13 protein-coding genes and 1 pseudogene are annotated in these 20,943 nt (G+C 70.8%); 5 read left to right on the top strand and 9 right to left on the bottom strand.

Annotated elements, in window-relative coordinates; translation table 11 throughout:
• Window positions 1-16: 16 nt before the first annotated feature.
• Window positions 17-1,609 (bottom strand): 2-isopropylmalate synthase, encoded by a 1,593-nt coding sequence (locus tag ACIRL2_RS02730; RefSeq protein ID WP_402229679.1) that lies wholly within the window; start codon window positions 1,607-1,609, stop codon window positions 17-19.
• A 294-nt stretch (window positions 1,610-1,903) separates the two neighbouring features.
• Here ACIRL2_RS02730 and ACIRL2_RS02725 point away from each other — a divergent pair, with 294 nt between their 5' ends.
• Window positions 1,904-3,307 carry an MFS transporter gene (locus ACIRL2_RS02725; protein WP_402229677.1) on the top strand — a complete coding sequence of 468 codons (1,404 nt, stop codon included), beginning with the start codon at window positions 1,904-1,906 and terminating at the stop codon, window positions 3,305-3,307.
• A 69-nt stretch (window positions 3,308-3,376) separates the two neighbouring features.
• On the top strand, window positions 3,377-6,952 hold the full coding sequence (gene car, locus ACIRL2_RS02720) for a carboxylic acid reductase (RefSeq protein WP_402229676.1): 3,576 nt from the start codon (window positions 3,377-3,379) through the stop codon (window positions 6,950-6,952).
• Between the two features lie 46 nt (window positions 6,953-6,998).
• Here car and ACIRL2_RS02715 read toward each other — a convergent pair whose 3' ends face one another.
• The 3 genes and pseudogenes from ACIRL2_RS02715 to ACIRL2_RS02705 form a co-directional block, all read right to left on the bottom strand.
• Window positions 6,999-9,080 (bottom strand): DUF262 domain-containing protein, encoded by a 2,082-nt coding sequence (locus ACIRL2_RS02715; RefSeq protein WP_402229673.1) that lies wholly within the window; start codon window positions 9,078-9,080, stop codon window positions 6,999-7,001.
• Window positions 9,081-9,278: 198 nt separating this feature from the next.
• Complete coding sequence (locus ACIRL2_RS02710; protein ID WP_395872962.1) at window positions 9,279-9,611, bottom strand: hypothetical protein; 333 nt, start codon at window positions 9,609-9,611, stop codon at window positions 9,279-9,281.
• 175 nt (window positions 9,612-9,786) lie between these two features.
• Window positions 9,787-10,326: pseudogene (locus tag ACIRL2_RS02705) on the bottom strand (FAD-dependent monooxygenase); the annotation flags it as partial.
• A 151-nt stretch (window positions 10,327-10,477) separates the two neighbouring features.
• Here ACIRL2_RS02705 and ACIRL2_RS02700 point away from each other — a divergent pair.
• Complete coding sequence (locus ACIRL2_RS02700; protein WP_395872961.1) at window positions 10,478-11,071, top strand: TetR/AcrR family transcriptional regulator; 594 nt, start codon at window positions 10,478-10,480, stop codon at window positions 11,069-11,071.
• Between the two features lie 112 nt (window positions 11,072-11,183).
• Here ACIRL2_RS02700 and ACIRL2_RS02695 read toward each other — a convergent pair whose 3' ends face one another.
• The gene (locus ACIRL2_RS02695; RefSeq protein WP_402229669.1) at window positions 11,184-12,584 is read right to left on the bottom strand and encodes a M1 family metallopeptidase; all 1,401 of its coding nucleotides are present in this window, start codon (window positions 12,582-12,584) and stop codon (window positions 11,184-11,186) included.
• Window positions 12,585-13,257: 673 nt separating this feature from the next.
• Here ACIRL2_RS02695 and ACIRL2_RS02690 point away from each other — a divergent pair.
• Both ACIRL2_RS02690 and ACIRL2_RS02685 read left to right on the top strand, forming a co-directional pair.
• Complete coding sequence (locus ACIRL2_RS02690; RefSeq protein ID WP_402229666.1) at window positions 13,258-14,340, top strand: saccharopine dehydrogenase family protein; 1,083 nt, start codon at window positions 13,258-13,260, stop codon at window positions 14,338-14,340.
• Window positions 14,341-14,503: 163 nt separating this feature from the next.
• Window positions 14,504-15,625 (top strand): glycerophosphodiester phosphodiesterase, encoded by a 1,122-nt coding sequence (locus tag ACIRL2_RS02685; RefSeq protein ID WP_402229664.1) that lies wholly within the window; start codon window positions 14,504-14,506, stop codon window positions 15,623-15,625.
• A gap of 206 nt (window positions 15,626-15,831) precedes the next feature.
• Here the strand turns inward: ACIRL2_RS02685 and ACIRL2_RS02680 are convergent, their stop codons facing one another.
• Genes ACIRL2_RS02680 through ACIRL2_RS02665 form a run of 4 tightly spaced genes read right to left on the bottom strand, consistent with a single transcriptional unit; the run spans window position 15,832 to window position 20,942 of the window.
• Entirely contained in the window at window positions 15,832-17,817 is a 1,986-nt protein-coding gene (locus ACIRL2_RS02680; RefSeq protein WP_395872957.1) for a dipeptide ABC transporter ATP-binding protein, read from the bottom strand.
• Window positions 17,804-18,709: an ABC transporter permease gene (locus tag ACIRL2_RS02675; RefSeq protein WP_395872956.1), complete on the bottom strand. Its 906-nt coding sequence runs from the start codon at window positions 18,707-18,709 to the stop codon at window positions 17,804-17,806. The genes ACIRL2_RS02680 and ACIRL2_RS02675 overlap by 14 nt, the downstream gene beginning before the upstream one ends.
• The gene (locus ACIRL2_RS02670) at window positions 18,706-20,007 is read right to left on the bottom strand and encodes an amidohydrolase family protein (RefSeq protein WP_402229661.1); all 1,302 of its coding nucleotides are present in this window, start codon (window positions 20,005-20,007) and stop codon (window positions 18,706-18,708) included. Before ACIRL2_RS02670 ends, ACIRL2_RS02675 begins: the two co-directional genes overlap by 4 nt.
• A complete protein-coding gene (locus ACIRL2_RS02665; RefSeq protein WP_395872954.1) occupies window positions 20,004-20,942 on the bottom strand; it encodes an ABC transporter permease in 939 nt (312 codons plus the stop codon). Before ACIRL2_RS02665 ends, ACIRL2_RS02670 begins: the two co-directional genes overlap by 4 nt.
• Window position 20,943 lies beyond the last annotated feature (1 nt).

The following is a 20,943-nucleotide window of genomic DNA, read 5'->3' as shown; positions in this document are numbered from 1 at the left end:
ATGAAAGAGTTCGTCTTCACCGTTCTCCTTCTTCGATGCCGGCCCGGCGCAGTGCCGAGCGGGTCGATCTCAGTGCCGCGTCGGCGGCGGTCGCGGCCAGGCCCAGGCCCCAGAAGGTGCGTCCGTCCGCGTCCAGGGCCGTGAAGCAGGCCTTGGCCTCGCGGCTCGCACCCGCGGTGTCGGTGACGAGCAGCTGGGTGAACTCGACGCCGTGCGCCGCGGCGACGTCGGCGCGCACCTCGTGCTCGTCGGCGTAGGCGTGCGTGGTGGGCGTGTCGTCGACGCAGTAGGTCTCCCGCAGGAGCCGGTGGATCTCCGGCGGGTCGAGTTCGCGGCCGGTGGCGTCGGTGACGTCCTGGACGACGGCCGCGAAGTCGCGCCGCAGGGCGATCGGCAGGTCCAGGCCCCATCCGCTCTTGAGGACGTAGGCGATGCCGCCCTTGCCCGACTGGCTGTTCACCCGGATGATCGCCCGGTAGTCGCGGCCGACGTCCTTGGGGTCGATCGGCAGGTACGGAACCTGCCACGGCGCGTCCCCGGTGTGTCTGCGGGCGCGTTCGGCCTGGGCGGCGAGCCCTTTGGCGATGGCGTCCTGGTGGGTGCCGGAGAACGCGGTGTAGACCAGGTCGCCGGCGTAGGGGTGTCGGGGGTGCACGGGCAGCCGGTTGCAGTCTTCGACGATCTCGCGGACCGCGTCGATGTCGGGGATCTCCAACTCGGGATCGACACCGCGGCTGAACAGGTTGAGCGCGAGCGTCACCAGGCAGACGTTCCCGGTGCGTTCGCCGTTGCCGAAGAGCGTGCCCTCGACCCGGTCGGCCCCCGCCAGCAGGGCCAGTTCGGCCGATGCGACGGCTGTGCCGCGGTCGTTGTGCGGATGCACCGACAGGATGATCGCATCGCGTCGATCGAGGTTTCGGTGCATCCACTCCACCTGGTCGGCGAAGAAGTTGGGTCCGTGTGTCTCCACAGTGGTCGGCAGGTTCAGCACGAGCGGCCGGTCGGGCGTGGCGTCGACGACCTCCGCGACCCGGTTGGCGATCTCCAGCGCGAAATCCGGCTCGGTCACGTTGAAGGTCTCCGGCGAGTACTCGAACCGGATGTCCGAGCCGCTCTCCTGCTCCGCCAGGCGCACCATGTGCCGTGCGCCGTCGACGGCCATCCGCAGCACGTCCTGCCGCGACATGCCGAACACCACGTCGCGCCACAGGCACGCGGTCGCGTGGCACAAATGCACCACCGCGCGTTCGGCTCCGCGAATTGCGTCGAAGGTCCGCTCGATGAGTTCGGGACGCGCCGGTGTGAAAACCGACACCGTCACGTCGTCGGGAATCCCTTCCTTGATCACCGTTTCCCGTACGAAGTCGAAATCGTCGACACTGGCCGCCGGATATCCGATCTCGATATCCTTGAAACCCATCGTGACGAGCAGTTCGAACATTCGCTTCTTGCGGCGCAGGTCCATGGGTTCGGCCAGCGCCTGATTTCCGTCCCGGAGATCGACCGAGGCCCACATCGGGGCCCGGTCCAGTGCCCGGGTGGGCCACTCGCGCGGGAAATCGGCCGCCGGTCCCGGTGGCTCGTCCCGCGTGTAGCGGTGGAACGGCATCGATGAGGGGCGTTGCGGAAATCCCCGCCTCGGCCCCGGCAAAGAAAATGGCGAGCCCGGCGCACTCACGTCCACGACGACTCCCTCTCACAGTTTTCAGCGCTGCGAAGGTACCGAGCGCCCACGCACCGGGAAATCAGAGGATCCTCTAGAGCGAACCCTGGAATCGGGCCAATTACCCGCATATTGGCCGATGGGGTGAACTCCGCGGTTGACGTCACCGGTTTCGTCCCGGCTAGGATTTCGGCATACCGATCGGCACCGAATTCATCGGCTCCTGCGAAATGGCGGCCCATGGCCAACTCGACCAGTTCGGACAACCACGCGCCGAAGGTGGCCGACCCGACCGTGCGGACCGGCCGGGTGCTGACGGTGGTCAGCCTGGGCTACGGGATGATCGTGATCGACATCAGCATCGTCAACGTGGCGATCCCGGCGATCCGCTCCAGTCTCGACGCGAGCCTGGCCACGATGCAGCTCGTGGTGGACGCGTACGTGATCGTGTTGGCGAGCCTGGTGCTGGCCGGCGCGGCGGCGGTCGGCCGGTTCGGCGCGGTGTCGATGTTCCGGTTGGGCATCGCGGTGTTCGGGGCGACGTCGGTGTTGTGCGGAATCGCGCCCGACGGGGGCACGCTCGTGGCGATGCGGGCCGCGCAGGGGCTGGGTGCGGTGTTGCTGGTTCCGGCCACGCTGGTGATGCTCACCGAGACCTACCGGGATCCGAACGACCGGGCCAAGGCCGTCGCGGTGTGGGCGATGGTCGCCGGGAGTCCGGTCGCGTTCGGCCCCATCCTGGGCGGCGCCCTGGTCACCGCGATCGGTTGGCGCAGCATCTTCCTCGTGAACGTGCCGATCGTGCTGGTCACGTTGTGGTTGTCGGCCGCGCACATGCCACGCGACGATCCGCGGGCGCGGGCCGCCGCGCGCGAACCCCAGGATTTCCCGGGCCAGTTCCTGGCCATTGTGCTGCTCGGGGGCGTCGCGGTGGCGCTCACCGAGGGCCGCGAGCTGGGTTGGACCGCGCCGCTGCCGGTCGCCGCCGCGGTGACGGCGCTGGTCGCGCTCGTCGCGTTCGTGATCAGACAGCGCACGTACGCGTTTCCGATGATCCCGGGCGATCTGTTCCGGGCCCCGGGGTTCCGCGGTTTCGTCACGGTGGGGCTGTTGTTGTTCACCGGCTACTACGGACTGGTCTTCTCCATCAGCGTGTTCCTCCAACAGGTGCACGGGTATGGTCCGGTCGCCACCGGACTGTGCTTCCTGCCCTCCGCGTTGCCGATCACCTTCATGCCGCTGGTCGCGGGGCGGGTCAACGCGCGACTCGGTCCCCTGCGGGTCCTGGTCGTCGCGATCGTGCTGACCCTGGTCGGCGGCGTGCTGCTGGCCCTGATCGGCGGGGACGCGCCGATCGGCGTGGGTGTCGGGCTCACCTTCATCGGCCTCGGCTTCGGTCTCGCGACCGTTCCGCAGATCACCCTGGTCATGGCGACCGCTCCGGCGCACCGGATGGCGATCGCGAGCGGACTGCTGTCGGCGGCCCGGCAGTCCGGAACCATGATCGGCGTCGCGCTGCTCGGCGGCCTCCAGTCCGGCGACGACATCGCCGCGCCGGCGATCGGTGCGGTCGTGGCCTACCTGTTGATGGGGGTGGCCGCCGGGCTGGGGGGCCGGAGACTGCCGGCGCACGGCACGACGTAGCGACATCGGCGCCGCGCGACGCGGGGGCGCACGTCGGTTCATCGGAACTCATCACATCCCGGAGTACTCATGTCCGATCAGCAACCGGATCGCGTTCGCGACCTTGCCACCCGGGTCGCACAACTGCGTGCGAGTGACCGCGAGTTCGCGCGGGCGGCGCCGTCACCGGAGGTCGTCGAGACGATCCGGCGCGCGGACGGCGGCCTGATCGCCACGATCGCGGCCGCCATGAGCGGCTACGCGGACCGGCCGGCGCTCGGACGACGAGCCGAGCGCGTCGTCCGAGATCCCGCCACCGGTCGTAGTGGCCTCGAACTCCTGCCCGAGTTCCGGATGTCGACCTATGCCGAGGTGTGGCAGCGGGTACGCGTACTCGCCACCGCCTGGGCCGGCGAGGGCGCCGGCCGCCTGGGCGTCGGCGACTTCGTGGGTGTACTGGGCTTCACCGGAGTCGACTACGCGACGATCGACCTGGCCTGCATGTACCTGGGCGCGGTGCCGGTCCCGCTGCCGACCGGATCGCCGGCCGTACGGCTGGCGCCGGTCGTCGCCGAGACCCGGCCGCGGATCCTCGCGGCGGACGTCTCTTCGATCGAGGCCGCGGTCGACACCGTCCTGGGCTGCGACTCCATCGAGCGCCTGGTCGTCTTCGATCACGACGCGCGCGTGGACGACCACCGGGACGCGCTCGTCGCCGCGGTCGACAAGCTGAGCGGGCGCGCCCCGGTGGTGTCGCTCGGGGACGAGTTGCGTGCCGGCGCGCGGCTGCCGGCGGTGGAACCCTACGACGACGACGATCCGGATCGGCTGGTCGGCCTGATCTACACGTCCGGCAGCACCGGCACCCCCAAGGGCGCGATCTACACCGCGTCGATGCTCACCCGGATGTGGCAGACCGGGCGCGGCGGTATGAGCAACGCGGGGGCTAGCGGCGACACCCCGCTGCCGACGATCGTCCTGCACTACATGCCGATGAGCCACGTCAACGGCCGCGCGTGGCTGATCTCCGGTCTCTCCTCCGGCGGGATCGGGTACTTCGCGGCCCGCGCGGACATGTCGACCCTGTTCGACGACATCCGTCTGTCGCGCCCCACGGTGCTGAGCCTGGTGCCCCGGATCTGCGACATGGTCCACCAGCGGTACCTTCTCGAGGCCGACCGCCTGTGCCGGACCACCGCGGACGCCGGCATCGAGTGGTCGGCGGCCGAGACGATCGCGCGCGAACGGGTTCGGGACGACATGCTCGGTGGCCGGATCGTCAGCGCGCTGTGCGGCAGTGCGCCGCTGTCGGCTTCGATGCACACGTTCATGGCCTCGGTCCTGGGCACGAAGGTCGTCGACTGCTACGGGTCCACGGAGACGACCCGGGCGGTCGTCGTCGATCAGCGGGTGCGCCGACCACCGGTGACCGACTACAGGTTGGTCGACGTACCCGAACTCGGCTACTTCGCGACCGACCGGCCGCACCCGCGAGGCGAGTTGCGGCTGAAGTCGGTGGGGTTGGTTCCCGGCTACTACCGGCAACCCGACGTCGACGCCCGGACCTTCGACGAGGACGGCTACTACCGCACGGGCGACGTGTTCGCCGAGATCGCGCCCGACCGACTGGTCTACGTCGACCGGATCAACAACGTCGTCAAGCTCTCCCAGGGGGAGTTCGTCGCCATCTCCGCGCTGGAGGCGCTGTACGCCACTAGTCCGCGCATCGCGCAGCTCTATGTCTACGGCAGCGCCGAACAGGCGTTCCTGCTCGCGGTGGTCGTGCCCGACCGGGCGCGCACCGACACGACCGACGACGACCGGCTGCGGGCCGCGATCCTCGACTCGATGCGCGAACTCGCCCGCGCGGCGGGGCTCCAGCCGTACGAGGTGCCGCACGACGTGATCGTGGAACCGCATCCGTTCACGGTCGGGAACGGCCTGTTGTCGGGAGCCGGCAAGGTGGTGCGACCCGCTCTCAAGGAGCGCTACGGGGCGCGGCTGGAGCGGTTGTACGCGGACATCGCGGCCGGGCGCGCGGGGCGGTTCGCGGCTCTGCGGGACGCGGGCGCAGGCGTCGAGCCTTTGGCCGCCGTGCTGGCCGCGGTGCAGATCACCCTCGGGTATCCCTCGTCGCTGGTCCGACCCGACGCGAACTTCACCGATTTGGGCGGTGATTCGTTGTCCGCGCACACGTTCTCGACCGCGCTCGAGCAGATCTTCGAGCTGGAGGTCCCCGTCCAGGTGATCCTCGCGCCCACCGCGACGCTGATCGGCGTCGCGGAGTACATCGAGGCGGCGCGCGGGGGCGACGTGACGCGTCCCACGTTCGCGTCGGTACACGGCCGCGGCGCGGTGGAGGTGCGGGCAAGCGAGTTGACCCTCGACCGGTTCGTGAACGAGCGTGTCCTGGCCCGGCTGCCGGGTACTTCGACCGCTCCGGCCGTTTCGGGCCCTGTGGATCCGGTCCGGAACGTGCTGCTCACCGGGCCGACCGGGTACCTCGGCGGCTTCCTGGCGATCGAGTGGCTGCGGCGTGTGGTGGCAACGGGCGGGCGGCTGACCTGCCTCGCCCGTGCGGGCGACGACGCGGCGGCACGGCGACGGGTGCTGGAGAGTCTGCGCGCCGCGGCGGCGGACCGTCTCGAGTGGTTCGACACGGTCGCCGCCGAGCACCTGGACGTACTGGCCGCGGACGTGTCCGCGCCGAGGCTGGGCCTGGACCGGGGCGCGTGGGAGCGGGTGGCCGCCGAGACGGATCAGATCGTGCACGCCGCCGCACTGGTCAACCACGTGCTCCCGTACAGCCGGTTGTTCACGCCGAACGTCGTCGCGACGGCCGAGCTGATCGAGCTCGCGCTCACCGGTCCGATGAAGCGCTTCGCCTTCGTCTCGACGATCGCCGCCGCGATGGAGGCGGACGGGTCGATCCTGGACGAGCGGGTGGACGTGCGTACGGCCTCCCCGTCGCGGCGGTTGCACGACTTTGACGCGAACGGATACGCGACCGGCAAGTGGGCCGCCGAGGTCCTGCTGCGCGACGCGCACGAGCGTACGGGTCTGCCGGTCGTGGTGTTCCGTCCCGACATGATCCTGGCGCACAGTCGCCTGCCCGGCCGGCTGAACGTCCCCGACCGGTTCACCCGACTGATCCTCAGCGTCGTCGCCACCGGCATGGCGCCGTACTCCTTCTACCGACTCGACGAGAGCGGCGAACGCCGGCGGGCCCACTACAGCGGACTGCCGGTCGACTTCACCGCCGAGGCGATCACCGCACTCGCCGCGCGTCACCGGGACGGATACGCCACCTACAACACCGTCAACGCGAACGACGACGGCGTCTCACTCGACGAGATCGTCGACTGGCTCGTCCACGCGGGCCGCCCGATCACCCGATTCGCCGACTACGACCAGTGGCGCATGCGCTTCGAGGCGGCCGTCCGCGGCCTCCCCGATCACCAACGCCGTGCGTCCCTGCTCCCCCTCCTCCCGGCCTACGCCCACCCGGCCATCCCGCGACCCCCCGGCACGATCCCCACCACCCGCTTCACCGAGGCGGTGGCCGGCCTGCCCGTCGCCGAAGGCCGAATCCCGTCGATCACCCCGAAGTTCATCACCAAATACCTCACCGACCTGACCGAACTGGGTTTGCTCCAGACGCCATAGCCACGGGCGCACAGGCGACGAGGCCACGCGCGCACGGCCGACCGCGTCACGAGGTCATGCGCCGATACTCGCTCCGCAGTTCGTCAAGCAGTACCGGGCCATCCTCGAACTGGGCGTTCCAGAAGTGCCAACCGTTGGTGTTCCCACCCAGGATCCGAACGGCGGCAGGCGACGGGGAATCGAACTCCTCACCATCGAGGACAATCCAGCCTCGGGCATCGACCACTGCCTCCGCCTCGTGACCGTCGCGCGCGGGCGTGAGCCTGGTTTCCGGAGCGAGCAATCCGGCGTCCAGCAGGTCGCTGAGCCGGACCCATCGCTCCTGGGCCGGGATATGGACTGGGGAAGGGTAGGTCGGTTCATAGCCGGGCTCTCGCAGTTGCTGATACGCGTCGTGCACAACCTTGGCAATCAGCGGCCGTCGGGCTGCCAGGAAGTCTTCGTAGACCATCGACTCCCACCCCTTCGGCAACGCGTGCCAGTACATCTGACGGGACAGGCGCTCCTTGGACATCGGCTTGGATACGAGTTCGGTCGGCCAGTATTCGGCGGGCGCGCGATCGGAGATCTCGATGTTGTCGTGCCACTCGACAAGGGCCATGTTGGCCACCTGGTTGATCCGCTGGATGTCCTTAACACCCCGAGACTTCAGGAAGTTCCTTGGGAAGAGGTGATGGCGCTCGATGCCCTTCTTCGTGAGCACCGCGGGATCCAGCCTGGTGCGCACTCTCGTCGTCGACAGCAGCAGTTCGGCGTCCAGGATGTTGAGCGCCGCGATGTAGGCGAGTTGTGTAGGCGATCTCGTGCCGGAGGCGTCCAGAGCGTTGGGCAGCGTGATGCTCCAGAAGTCCGGTGTCAGAGTGGACTTGACCACACGATCCAGCACGGCAAGATATCCGTCCGCATCGCCGAGGGCGACTCCGTGCAGACGGGCGAGATCCTGCTCGACCCGGGTCTCGAACGATCCCGAATAGCGACTTGTCAGGTGGGCCATGAAGAACCACCGCGCGATGCTCTCGCGCAATCGGCCCACCGGAACCTGATAGTCGACGCGCCCGATGAGCCACATCGCGTAGCTGAAGAGCACCGCGTTGTCCGACGAGATCATCTTGCTGCCGCGATAGCCGGCACGTTCCAGGCATTGCATGAACTCGTGCCAGTTCGTGAGATCCAACACCCGGCTCTGCGCGTCCTGGAGCGTGGCAAACCGAGCTTCCCTCAGCTCCGGGGAGCGCTTGCCGGTCTCGGGGTCGCGTCCACGCAGAATCGTGTAGACCTGCTTGAGTACGGCCCGACGCAGAGCGAGCGTCGTGGTGACCCGAAGCAGTTGGTCGGCCTCGGGCCTGATGTACCAATTGAACGGCGACGAGCCACCCAGCGCCGGTTCGCGGGCGTTCCGGCAGAACCGTTCCAGTTCGCCGCGACCGGCGGGCCAATAGACGGACATCAGGGTAAGAATGAAGTCGGCCTGATTGAGCTTCACGCCCTCGCTGTTGATCCGGACGAAGATCTCGGCGACCTGCTCCTCGTCGATGTTGGCGTCGAGTTCGACCACCTTGAACATGGCCTTGTTCAAGTCGTGCAACTCTTCGAGCGCGGTCTCGAGGCGGTCGCGCTCGTCTTGATCCAGCGGACGCTTCTCGACAAGTTTCTTGATGAAGCGGCGGATCGTGGGCTTGCGGTTGTCGGGTTGCCATAGGGCACTGATGTCGGCCAGGAACTCCGGATCCTTCTCGACGGCGGCATCAGTAACCGCGAACGTGGCATCCGCCGGCCGGAAGGCGATCCGAATGGGTCCCGTGGTGTAGTCGCCGCGCAGGACGGGTTCGCCGGTAAGCACCGCGTACAGTGCGGTGAGCCGCTGCTGCCCGTCGACAACGAGGGCGCTCGGTGCGTGATCCTTGGCGTTGGTCCCGATCTGCCGCGCCGAGGGTTCGGCGCCGGTCAGCCAGAACAGCAGCGAACCGACCGGGAACCCCTTGTACATGGAGTCGAACAGGTCGCGGACCTGGGTTGCCTTCCACACGAAGGGACGCTGAAGTTCGGGCAACGCGATGTCACCCCGGCGGATCTCCGCCACGAGGTGGTCCACCGTTCCCGTGGTGTCCTTGTACAGCGTCCGAGCCATGAGTGGTTTCCCCCCGGGTCGATGAGCGGCGTGGGTCCACGCTCGGTCGAGTTGTCGTCGTGGAAACGGTGGCCGGCCGTCGCGAGGCAATGTGAGGCTACGCGACTTCCGCCTTCCTCGTGGCCGAAAGACATCCGACGGGTTCATACCTCGACATGAGCTCTTAAGTGGGGGCGGGTCGAGGTTGCCAGTGGCTTGTCAGGGAGTGGGCGGGGTGCCGAACCGGTGGTGTAGGGCATCGGTGAGGGCAGTGGGGTCGGTGGTTGGGGTGTCGGTAGCCCGGGCGGTGATGCCGTCGGGGCGGATCAGCAGGGCCGCCGTGGGGGTGTTGGCCCGGGTGGTGTGGATGGTGACGCGATCGGGGATAGGCGGCGGGCTTGCGGAGTTCGGGGGTGTCGCGGAGGTCGAGGAGCAGGGCTCGGCCGTCGTGCAGGTGCTCCGCCAGGCGCGTGCCGTCGGCCGGTTCGAGGTCGGGGGCGCTGCGGCCGACCAGGGGGCGGTCGCCGGGCAGGTCGTAGCGGTGCAGGACACCGAAGATGTGTTTGACGAAGTACGTGGTGCCGGTGGTGTTTTCCAGCAGGCCCTTGATCACGGCGCGCAGCGCGCGGGCGTGTCGGTCCGGGCGCATCATCGCCACTTGGGCCCGGCTCCAGTCCAGCACCCAGGCGCCGATCGGGTGTCGTTCGGCGGTGTAGGTGTCGAGCAGGCCCTCGGGCGCGTGGCCGGTGATCTCGGCGGCCGGCTTCCAGCCCAGGTTCAGGCCCTGGCCACCGAACGGCGAGTGCATGTGCGCCGCGTCGCCGGCCGGCAGCACGCGGCCCTTGCGGTACGTGCTCGCCTGGCGTGCGTTGTCGGTGAAGCGGGTCGCGGTGTGCACCTTGGTGACGGTCACCTCCACGCCGGAAACGGCGCGCAGCGCGGTCTGCAACTCCTCGGCGGTGTCCGGGGTTCGGCGGTCGGCCGGTGGGCCGTCGAACTCCACGGTCAGGATCCGGCCCGGCATCGGGCCGTGTGCGTAGCTGCCGGTGTCGGTCGTGTTCCCGCCGAGGGCGAGTCCCTCGGCGCCGGTCATCTCCACCATCGCCTTGTGGCCGGTGATCTCGGGGGGTGTTCCGGGGAAGTCGAATCCGGCGAGCTTGCGCGCCGTGCTGCGCTCGCCGTCGCATTCCACCAGCCAACCGGCCCGGAGTCGGGTGTCGCCGGCGCGGACCGTAACCCCGTGCTCGTCGGCGGTGAAGTCGGTCAGCTCGCTGCTCCGGCGGACTTCGACCTAACCGGGCGGCGCGCTCACTGAGCAGGCGCTCCAACGGCTCCTGCGGGATAAGGCCGACGTCGCCGGCGGGGTGCAGCGTAAAGATGGGGGTAATCAGGCGGACGAGCGCCCGGGTGGTCTGCGGTTGCGGAAGAAGTTGGCGACCCGACAGCGGATCTCCGACGTCGCGACGTCGCTGTTCGGCGCGCGCGGATTCGACCGCGTGACCGTCACCGAGGTGGTCGAGGTCGCAGGCGTGTCAACGGTGACCGTGTTCAACCCCGTCCCGCGCAAGGGGGACCTGTTCCTGGATCGCATCCCCGAGGGCGTCGAACTGGTGACGTCGGCCGTACACGATCGAGCCGAGGACGAGTCGCCGCTCGGCGCGCTGCGCCGGGTGTCGCTCGACCTGGCCGATCGGTGTCACCCGTTGTCGGCGGTCGGGGACCGGTTTCCGCACTTCTGGCAGGTGGTCCTGGACTCCCCCGCGCTGCGGGCTCGCGCGCGCGAGGGGTTGGCGGAGACCGAGGACGCGCTCGCGGCGGCGCTCGCGCACGACCGCGGAACGCGGCCGGACGATCCGCGCACCCGGCTGTTCGCGGCCCTGGTCGTCGCGGCCTACCGCTGCGTCTACGCCGGCACCGCCGCCCGGCTGATGGCAGGCGAGTCGGCCGACGACGTGGTGGAAGACCACAGGACACGCCTGAACGACGCCTTGGAGCGCGCTCTGGAGGCGTGAACCCGCCCGGACGGCCGGGCGCCGGCGACACCGAGGGCCGCCGACACGACTGCGCCGACCTCACCCGCGATCGTGAGGTCGGCGCAGTCGTGGTTCGCGAGGCTCGCCCCGGTTACGGCGTGGCGGGCTTCCCGGCGGTGAAGAGCCAGGTGTTGAACAGCGAATCGAGGTTCTTGCCGGAGATCCGCTTGCTCAGGGCGATGAACTGGCGGGTGTCGCCGTGGCCGTAACGGCGGTCCGTGGCCCAGGTCTTCAGGATGGTGAAGAACGCCTTGTCGCCGACGGTCTGGCGGAGCTTCTCCAAGACCATGGCGCCGCGCTCGTACGGCGGCTTGTCGAAGATGTGCCCGCCGTCGCCCGGGTCGGCGGCCGGGAAGGACCACAACGGGTCGGTGGCCGGCAGGGCGTAGTCGGCGGCGAACTGCTGGGCGGTGCTGAGGCCGCCGTGCTCGGCGTCCCAGAGCCACTCGGCGTAGGTGGCGAAGCCCTCGTTCAGCCAGATGTCCTGCCACTTGGTGAGCGACACCGAGTTGCCGAACCACTGGTGTGCCGTCTCGTGCACGAGCGTGCCGATGCTGGGCGCCCGGTCGTAGATCGGCCTGGTCTGGGTCTCCAGCGCGTAGCCGACGTCGGGCGCGTCCTCGACGATGGCGCCGGCGGCCTCGAACGGGTAGCGGCCGAACAGCTTGGTCTCCCACTCGATCACGGCGGGGAGTTGGTCCAGGACCGGCTTGGTCGCCGCGGCCTGGCTCGGCGCGACGGCGTTGTAGACCGGCAGGCCGTCCGCGGTCACGTATTGCTCGACCTGGAACCTGCCGATGCTCGCGGTGGCCAGGTAGGCGGCCATCGGCTTGGCCTCGCGCCAGGAGAAGGTGGTCTTGCCGGCCCGGTGCCGCTGGTCGCGAAGACGCCCGTTGGACACGGCGGTCCAGCCGTCGGGAACGGTCACCTCGACGTCGTAGGTGGACTTGTCGGTCGGGTGGCTGTTGCTCGGGAACCAGGTCATCGCGCCCTGCGGTTCACTGGCCACGAAGACCGAGTCGTCCGGCTGGATGATCCAACCGTCGGGCGAGCCGTCCGGGTCGTACACGTGCGCCGGGACACCCGAGTAGCCGATGACCACGGTGAACCTGCGGCCCTTGTCCAGCGTGCGGGCCGGGGTGATGGTGAGTTCGGTGCCGTTGCGACTGAAGCCGGCCCGCCTGCCGTCGACCCGGACGCTGTCCACGTTCAGGCCGGACAGGTCGAGGTTGAAGGAACTCAGCCGCTGGGTCGCCGTGACGGCGAGCTCGGCGGTGGCCTCCAGGCGTCTGGTCGTGGGGGTGTAGTCGAGATCGAGATCGTAGTGGGCGACGTCGACCCCGCCGTTGCCGGACAGCGGGAAGTACGGGTCGCCCGCGCCCGGGGCACCGGGCGTCGCGGCACCTCCCGAGGTGGCGGCACCGACCAGGAGCGCGGCGAGTACGGGGGTCGCGACGAGCGCGAGGGCGGGACGAGCGAACTTCGATGCCAAGGCGTGGGCCTCCTGTGTCGTGGCTGAATTCCGAGCCGGCGGCGGATCTGGCGGGCGCACGATCAACGCGTCGCCGGGTCCGCGCGCCGGTCTCCGCGCGTCGACCGTCGACCCGGCCATGGCGCGACGCGACACACGAATCCGACCCGGCGAAGGGTCGGACAGAGGACGAGTCGGACGAAGGATGACAAGAAGAACGTAAGGAGGGACGTGATCAGGGACGTGAGTGCCGACGGACGTACCGGAGCGGGACGAGGGGGCGGAGCGGGAACAGGCCGGGCGGGTCGAGGCACGCGGCGAAGCGCTCCGCGCCGGCAATCACTCTACGGTCGAACCCCCGACCGATGAACCTGCTGCGGGCAATCATCCGGATGAAGATCATCGCGCTCGGGCCCAGGCCCGGGCTGCGCTCCGAGCCCGAACCGACCCGACCCCGGAGCCCACGCCCGAACGGATCCCGGCCGCACCGGACTTCGGCTCGGGCCGACGCGCGGCCCTGCCGGTCGAGGTCGGCACGGCGCCCTCGTCGATGTCCGAAACTGTACGACCCATGTCGTTTCAGCCACTGGTAGCGCCCGGACCGCTCGGACAGGATGATCGAGCGCTCCTTCCCACCAGGGAACTTCCGCCCGGGAACCTCCGGACGGATCCAGCGGAACCGGAAAGAGAAACGATGACCCACAACGCCTCGAACCCGCCGGCCGCCGAGACCTCGGACGCCGCCTCGGCCCGCCCGGTCGCCGTCTACGGTGCCTACGGGCACACCGCGCGCTTCGTGGTCGCGGAGTTGATCGCCCGAGGCCGGGCCGTGGTGCTCGTCGGTCGCGACGCCGCGAAGCTCCGGGAGATCGGCGATCGATACCCGAACGCGCCGCTATGGGTCGCCGCCGCCGACGATCCCCAGGCGCTGGACCGCGCGTTCGCCGGCGTCGGGGCCGTGATCAACTGCGCCGGTCCGTTCTCGAGCACCTCGCTGCCGGTGGCCGACGCGGCGGCCCGCGCGGGTGCGCACTACCTGGACGTCGCGGCCGAACAGGCGGCCTCGGCCTCCCTCTTCGACACCCGCTCCGAACGGTTCCGCGCGGCGGGCCTGGTCCTCGCGCCGTCCGTGGCCTTCTACGGTGGTCTCGGCGATCTCCTGGCCACCGCCGCGATGGGCGACTGGTCGGAGGCGGACGAGATCACCATCGCCTTCGCCCTGGACAGTTGGTTGCCGACGCAGGGCACCCGGCTCACCGGCGAGAGCAACGCGGGACACCACCTCGTCTACACCGGGGGCCGGTTGAGCCCGTTCTCGTACAGCACCGAGGTCTCCGACTGGGAGTTCCCGGCGCCGTTCGGGAAGCAGCGGACCAACGAGTTCGCCACGGCCGACCAGGTCACCATCCCGCGGCACCTGCGCACCCCTGAGGTGCGTGCCGTGATGAACCTCGCGCCGCTGGAGGACATCCGCCACCCGGCCACGCCGGAGCCCTCCGCCGCCGACGACCGGGGCCGCTCGGCCCAGACCTACCTCGTCGAGGCGGTCGTGCGCCGCGGCGACCGCGAGCGGCGCGCCGTGGTCACCGGGAACGACATCTACGCGGTGACCGCGCCGATCGTGGTGGAGGCCACCGAACGTGTCCTCGCCGGGCGGCACACCGGCACCGGCGCGCTCGCCGCCGGCGAGGCGTTCCCCGCCGCCGACTTCCTGCGCGCGCTCACCCCGGAGCACCTGACCCGCTTCGAGGTCCGCACCGAGACCGGCGTGAGCTGACCCGGTCGCGGCGAGACGACCGCCGCCGGGCGTTCTCCGGAGGTTCATCCATGGGCCACGGGTTCGTCCTGGCGAGGGGTCGGCCGATGCGGGTTGACTCGGCGTGCTCGCACGATCGGTGCTCCCGCGCGGTCTCGCCGCGTCCGGACGCAGAGAACAGGAGATGGCGTTGCGACGTATCCTTCCCGCGCTCGGTGTGGCCGGCGTGCTGCTGGCGACCCTGGTCGCGGTACCCGCCGCCGCGGCCCAGGACGACACGTCCCGCGCCTCGTCGCGGCCCGCGGCCGACCCGATCGTGATCGGGCACCGGGGTGCCAGTGGCTACCGCCCCGAGCACACCCTGGAGAGCTACCGCCTCGCGATCCGGATGGGCGCCGACTACATCGAGCCCGACCTGGTCTCGACCAGGGACGGCGTACTGGTCGCCCGGCACGAGAACGAGATCTCCGGCACCACCGACATCGCCGCGCACCCGGAGTTCGCCGCGCGCAAGACCACCAAGACCATCGACGGGACACCGGTCACCGGCTGGTTCACCGAGGACCTCACCCTCGCCGAGCTCAAGACGCTGCGGGCGAAGGAGCGGCTGCCGCAGGTCCGGCCCACCAACACCGCGTTCGACGGCAGGTTCGAGGTGCCCACCCTCCAGGAGGTGCTGGACCTGGCCCGGACCGAGGGCCGTCGGGTGCACCGCACGATCGGGGTGTACCCGGAGACCAAGCACCCGACCTACTTCCAGTCGATCGGGCTGCCGCTGGAGGAGCCGCTGGTGCGGACCCTGCGCGACAACCGGCTCACCGGGCGCAAGGACAAGGTGTTCATCCAGTCCTTCGAGACCGCGAACCTGCGCAAGCTGAACCGGATGACCGATGTCCGGCTGGTGCAGTTGCTCGACGCGAGCGGTCGGCCGTACGACCTGGTGGTGGCCGGCGACCCGCGCACCTACCAGGACTTGGTCAAGCCGGAGAACCTGAAGTGGATCCACACGTACGCGGACGGCATCGGCACCAACAAGAACCTGCTCGTCCCGCGTGACGCGGCGGGCAAGCTGCTCGCGCCGACCTCGGTGATCCGCGACGCGCACCGCGCCGGACTGGTCGTGCACGCCTGGACGTTCCGCGCGGAGAACCAGTTCCTGCCGCTGGACTTCCGCCTCGGTGCCGACCCGAACGCGCGCGGCGACATCACCGCCGAGTACAAGCTCTTCTACGGCCTGGGCCTGGACGGCGTCTTCACCGACCAGCCCGACACCGCGGTCGCCGCCCGCGCGGGGCTGCCCGACTAGGCAGGTCCCGGATCCGCCCGGCACGATCGCCGGGCTGCCGCCGGCACGACCGCCGCGTAACGGCAGGCACGTTCGCCACGTGACGGCAAACAGGTTCGACGCGCAGGGCCCCGCCCCGTCCACCCGGCGGCGCGGGGCCCTGCGTACGCCCGGGCGGGGGGTCGCCCGGGCGGCTGCCGGGCGGACCGCACCGCCTCGTCGACCGGCTACCCGCCGAGTGCCGGCGCCGGCTTCGGGTCGGCCGGCAACCGGGGCAGCGCGCTGAGCAGTTCCCGGGTATAGGGGTGTTGCGGGCGCTCGAAGAGCTCGTCGACCGGGCCGGACTCGACCACCCGACCGGCCTGCATGACGATCACGTGGTCGCTGGTGTGGTGGATCACGCCGAGGTCGTGCGAGATGAACAGCAGGGCCACGCCCAGGCGTTCGCGCAGGTCGGCGAACAGGTCCAGGATCTGCGCCTGGATCGACACATCGAGCGCGGAGACCGGCTCGTCGCAGACCACGATCTCCGGCTCGGGAGCCAACGCCCGAGCGATGGCTACACGTTGGCGTTGGCCGCCGGAGAGTTGCTGCGGGCGGCGGGTCAGCACCGTTTCGTCCAGGCCCACCAGGCGCAGGAGTTCGACGACGCGGTCCCGGGCGGCGCGGGTCGCGCGGCGGGTGAACGCGCCCAGGGCCTCGCCGACGATGCGTTCCACCGTCCAGCGCGGGTCGAACGAGCCCAGTGGGTCCTGCTGCACGTGCTGGATGTGCCGGCGCAGGTCTCGGCGCTCGGATTCGGGTCGGTCGGACCACCGTCGTCCGAGCAGATCGATCTCGCCCGCGTCGGGTGCCAGCAGTCCCAGCACCAACTGTGCGACGGTGGTCTTACCCGAGCCGGACTCGCCGAGCACGCCCAGCGATTGCCCGGCCCGCAGCGTGAACGAGACGTCCTGGACGGCGGGGCGCTCCACCCGATCGGGTCCGCGGTAGCTCTTGGCGACGCCGCGTACGTCCAACACCACGTCGTCGGTGCCCCGTTCGCGCGCGGTCGTCGGCTCGGCGACGATCCGCACGGACTCGGGTCGCGGCCACGGCTTCGCGGTGTGCCGGCAGCGGGCGGTGTGTCCGGCGGCGAGTTCGACGCGCGGGGGCGGCTCGGTCCGGCATCGGTCGGTGACCAACGGGCAGCGGGCCGCGTACGGGCAGGCGTCCTCGATCACCGGCCCCGGGACACCGGCGGGGCCCGAACCGGCCGAGGAATCCGGGGAAGAGTCCGAGCCGGCCGGGGAATCCGAGGCGGTGGAGGAGCCCGAGCCCGCCGAAGCCGCCGCTCCCGGCAGCGAAAGCCGGGTCCGTCGCGCGTGCGCCGACGGCACCGCCGCGAGCAGCGCCCGCGTGTAGGGATGGGCGGGCGCGCGCAGCAGGTCCTCGACGGTCCCCTCCTCCACGAACCGCCCGCGGTACATCACCGCGACCCGATCGGCCAGTCGCGCCACCACCGACAGGTCGTGGCTGATCAGCAGGATCGCGGTGCCCGCCGCCTTCTTCGCGGCCAACAGGTCCAGGATCCGGGCCTGCACGGTGACGTCGAGCGCCGTGGTGGGCTCGTCCGCGATCAGCACCGAGGGCTCGGCGGCGAGCGCCGAGGCGATCAGGGCGCGTTGGCGCAGGCCACCGGAGAGTTGGTGCGGGTATTGCCGGGCGCGCAGCTCGGGTTCGGGCACCCTGGCCTCGTCGAGCAGGGCGACGGCCCGGGCGGCGCGTGCGCGGGCCGGGACGACCCGGTGGTTGGCGAGGGTCTCGGCGATCTCCGCACCCACCCGGCGCAGCGGGTCCAGCGAGACCAGCGCGTCCTGGAGCACGAAGCCCACCCGGCGCCCGCGGATCGCCCGCCACCGGCGGTTGTCCAGGCCGGTGAGGTCCTCGCCGTCGAGTTCGAGGCGATCCGCCCGCACGCTCGATCGTGCGCCGGCCAGGCCGACCAGCGAGCGAGCGGTGACGCTCTTTCCGGAGCCCGACTCGCCGACGATGGCCAGGCATTCGCCGGCGGCGAGCGTGAGGCTCACCCCGCGCACCGCGTGGATCCGGTCCCGCCCGCTGCCGAAGGCGACGTCGAGCCCCTCGACGACGAGCGTGGGATCGTCCGGGGCCGAGGTCGCGGTGTCGACCGCCGAGGCGGTCCCGGTCGCTCTCGTGTCACTGGCCGGCATCGACGCGCCGCCCTTCGAATCGACGTTGCAGGGTACGGCCCACCACGTTCACCGCGACCACGGTCACGGTCACGGCCAGGCCCGGGAAGACCGCCGGGGCCCAGGCGATCTCCAGCAGGTCCCGGGACTGGGCGAGCATCGCGCCCCATTCGGCCGTGGGCGCCTGCGGCCCCAGGCCCAGGAAGCTCAGCGAGGAACCGGCGATGATCGCGGTGCCGATGTTGACCGTGGCGAAGACCAGCAGGGGCGGCAGCGCGTTGGGCAGGATGTGGCCGAGGAAGATGCCGCTGCGCCGGCGGCCGAAGGTGATCGCGGCGCGCACATAGTCCGACTCGCGCACCACCAGTGCCTGGCCTCGGGAGAGCCGGACGAATCCGGGCGTGGCGGCGATCCCGATGGCCAGGGTGGCGTTGCCGGTTCCGGGGCCGAGCACCGAGACCACGATCAGCGCGAGCAGCAGGCCGGGGAAGGCCAGCAGGATGTCGGTCACGCGCATGATCGTCTCGTCCAGCACCCGGCTGCCGGTCGCCGCGAGCACACCCAGCAGGGCACCGGCCACGACCGCGACCAGGGTGGAGCCGAGACCGATCAGCAGCGACGGGCGGGCGCCGTGCACGACCCGGCTGAACACGTCGCGGCCGAGTTGGTCGGTGCCGAACAGGTGTTCCGCGCTGGGGCCCTGCAACCCGTGCACCGGGTCGACGGCGTTCGGCGGGTCGGTGGCGAACAGGCCCGGCCACAGTGCGGCGAGCGCGATCAGCGCCAGGACCACCCAGGCCACCGCGACTCCGGGGCGCAGCAGACGGACCCAGTCGCGGGTCCGGGCCCGCGCGCCGACTCGGCCGCCGCCGGTGGCGGTGCCGGCGAAGGCGCCGACGTCGACGGCGGTCATCGCGGGATCCCTTCCGCGCCGACCGGCACCGGCGCGCGCCGGGCGTCCGGTTCGCCCTCGACCGCCGGCGACCCGAGTGCGGCGCCCAGGCCGCCGTCCGCCGGGGTGTGTACCCGGCCGCGCGCGAGCACGAGTCGGATCGCGCGCAGTACGGCCAAGTCCTCGCGGGGGTCGCCGGTCACCACGATCAGATCCGCGTCCAGGCCCGGGGCCAGCCGGCCGGTGCGCTCTGCCAGGCCGAGCGCCTCGGCGGCGATCACGGTGGCGCTCTCCAGCGCGGCCGTGGTCGGGATGCCGGCGCGCACGAACCATTCCAGGCCGTCGACGTACAACTCGAACGGCACGCCCGGGGTGCCCGCGTCGGTGCCCGCGATCAGTCGCACGCCGTTCTCGTACTGGTGGCGGGCCACCTCCAGCCACGGACGCATGCGGGCGTCGCCGATCCGCGCGGCGGTCTCGCTCATGGTGATGCTCCAGGTCGGGCACACGAACGCGCCGCTCGCGGCGATGGTGGCGATCAACGCGTCCCGCGCGGCGGGTTCGATCACCGGGCCGGCGGGCGTGCCGAACGAACAGTGCTCCAGGGTGCGCACGCCGGCCTCGATGGACGCCTCGATCGCGTCCGCGCCCAGCACGTGCGCGGCCACCGGTCGGCCGAACCTGCGGGCCTCCTCGACGGCGGCGGCGATCTCCTCGTCGGTCAGTTGGCGGTGCCATCCACGCGGGCCGCCGGGGGTCAGCCGGCTGCCGTTGACCAGAAGCTTGATCACGTCGACGCCGGCGCGCAGGTTGCGCCGTACCGCCGCGCGGATCTCGGGTACGCCGTCCGCCTCGCCGCCGAGGAACCAGAAGTGGCCGCCGGTGACCGTGATCGGCACGCCGGCGGTGAGGATCCGCGGGCCGGGCAGGTCGCCGGCCGCGACCGCGTCGCGCAGGCAGCCGGCGAGGTTGCCCCGGCCGCCGAGGTCGCGCACGGTGGTGACGCCGATGTCCAGCAGGCGCCGCGCGTGCCCGGCCATCGCCAACAGGAGTTCGCCGTCGCCGGCCTTGCCGATCGCGGACGCCTGCGCCGCGGTGGGGTCCAGGCTGAGGTGCACGTGCGTGTCGATCAGCCCGGGCAGGATGGTCGCGCCCGGGAACCGGTGGTGCGGCGTGCCGGGTTCGGCGCGTGCCAGGACGTCCGCGCGTGGGCCGAGGTCGGCGATCAGGTCGTCGCGGACCAGCACCGCGCCGTCGGCGATCGCCTCTCCCTCGGGTCCGGCCAGGAGCAGATCGGCGCTGAGGATCCTCGTGGTCACCAGCTCGCCTCTTTCAGTCGGGGGTCCACGACCCGGTACAGCCAGTCGACGGCCAGGTTGATGACGGTGAACAGCAGCGCGGAGACGACCACGATCCCGGTGACCACGTTCAGGTCCCGCGAGGAGATGGCGGTCGCCAGGGTGCGGCCGATGCCCTGCCGGCTGAACACGCTCTCCACCACCACGGCGCCGCCCAGGAGCGCGCCGACCACCCAGCCGGAGAGGGTGATCATCGCGACCATCGCGTGTCGCAGCGCGTGCCGCAGGCGCACCGTGGTCTCACCGGTGCCGCGGGCCCGGGAACTGGTCACGAACGGTTCCTCCAGGGCTCGTTCGAGTCCCTCGCGGAGCACCTGGGTGAACACGCCGACCATGCTCAGGCTGAGGGTGACCGCGGGCAGCACCAGACCGCGCAGGCTCGTTCCGCCGGTGGCCGGGAACAGCCGCAGATGGAAGGAGAACACGGTGAGCAGCAGTACGCCGACCCAGAAGCTCGGGCTGGAGGTGAGGATCAGCTCGATGCCGGAGGACAACCGGCGCAGCGCCGGGCGGCGGCCCGCCGTGGCCACCGCCAGGAGCAGCGCGATCACGATCGCGATCAGGAAGCCGGCCAGCGCCAGTTGCACGGTGGGCCACAACTGACTGCCGATGATGTCCGAGACCGAGTCGTTGAGTTGGTAGGAGGTGCCCAGGTCGCCGTGCAGGAGTCGGCTCAGGAAGTTGCCGTACTGCTGGATCAGCGGGCGGTCCAGGTCCATGTCGGCGCGGATCTGCGCGACCGCCTCGGGAGTGGGGGTGGTGCCGCCCAGCATCACCCGCACCGGGTCGCCCGGGGTCAGGCGCATCGCGCCGAAGGCGAGTGTGGCCGCGCCCAGCAGGACCAGGACGGCGAGCAGGACGCGGCGGATCAGCCATCGCAGGGTGGTCGAGCGCATG

Origin of the sequence: Embleya sp. NPDC127516 (assembly GCF_044765325.1) — a bacterium.
Lineage (GTDB): Bacteria > Actinomycetota > Actinomycetes > Streptomycetales > Streptomycetaceae > Embleya.
The sequence above is the reverse complement of the archived record's forward strand: the minus strand, read 5'-3'. Positions and strand labels throughout refer to the sequence as shown.

What these genes read in the sequence shown, in the direction of transcription:
- ACIRL2_RS02730 (WP_402229679.1), bottom strand. Translation starts at nt 1,609, where the DNA reads ATGCCGTTCCACCGCTACACGCGGGACGAGCCACCGGGACCGGCGGCC.
- ACIRL2_RS02725 (WP_402229677.1), top strand. Translation starts at nt 1,904, where the DNA reads ATGGCCAACTCGACCAGTTCGGACAACCACGCGCCGAAGGTGGCCGAC.
- car (WP_402229676.1), top strand. Translation starts at nt 3,377, where the DNA reads ATGTCCGATCAGCAACCGGATCGCGTTCGCGACCTTGCCACCCGGGTC.
- ACIRL2_RS02715 (WP_402229673.1), bottom strand. Translation starts at nt 9,080, where the DNA reads ATGGCTCGGACGCTGTACAAGGACACCACGGGAACGGTGGACCACCTC.
- ACIRL2_RS02690 (WP_402229666.1), top strand. Translation starts at nt 13,258, where the DNA reads ATGACCCACAACGCCTCGAACCCGCCGGCCGCCGAGACCTCGGACGCC.
- ACIRL2_RS02685 (WP_402229664.1), top strand. Translation starts at nt 14,504, where the DNA reads ATGGCGTTGCGACGTATCCTTCCCGCGCTCGGTGTGGCCGGCGTGCTG.
- ACIRL2_RS02680 (WP_395872957.1), bottom strand. Translation starts at nt 17,817, where the DNA reads ATGCCGGCCAGTGACACGAGAGCGACCGGGACCGCCTCGGCGGTCGAC.
- ACIRL2_RS02675 (WP_395872956.1), bottom strand. Translation starts at nt 18,709, where the DNA reads ATGACCGCCGTCGACGTCGGCGCCTTCGCCGGCACCGCCACCGGCGGC.
- ACIRL2_RS02665 (WP_395872954.1), bottom strand. Translation starts at nt 20,942, where the DNA reads ATGCGCTCGACCACCCTGCGATGGCTGATCCGCCGCGTCCTGCTCGCC.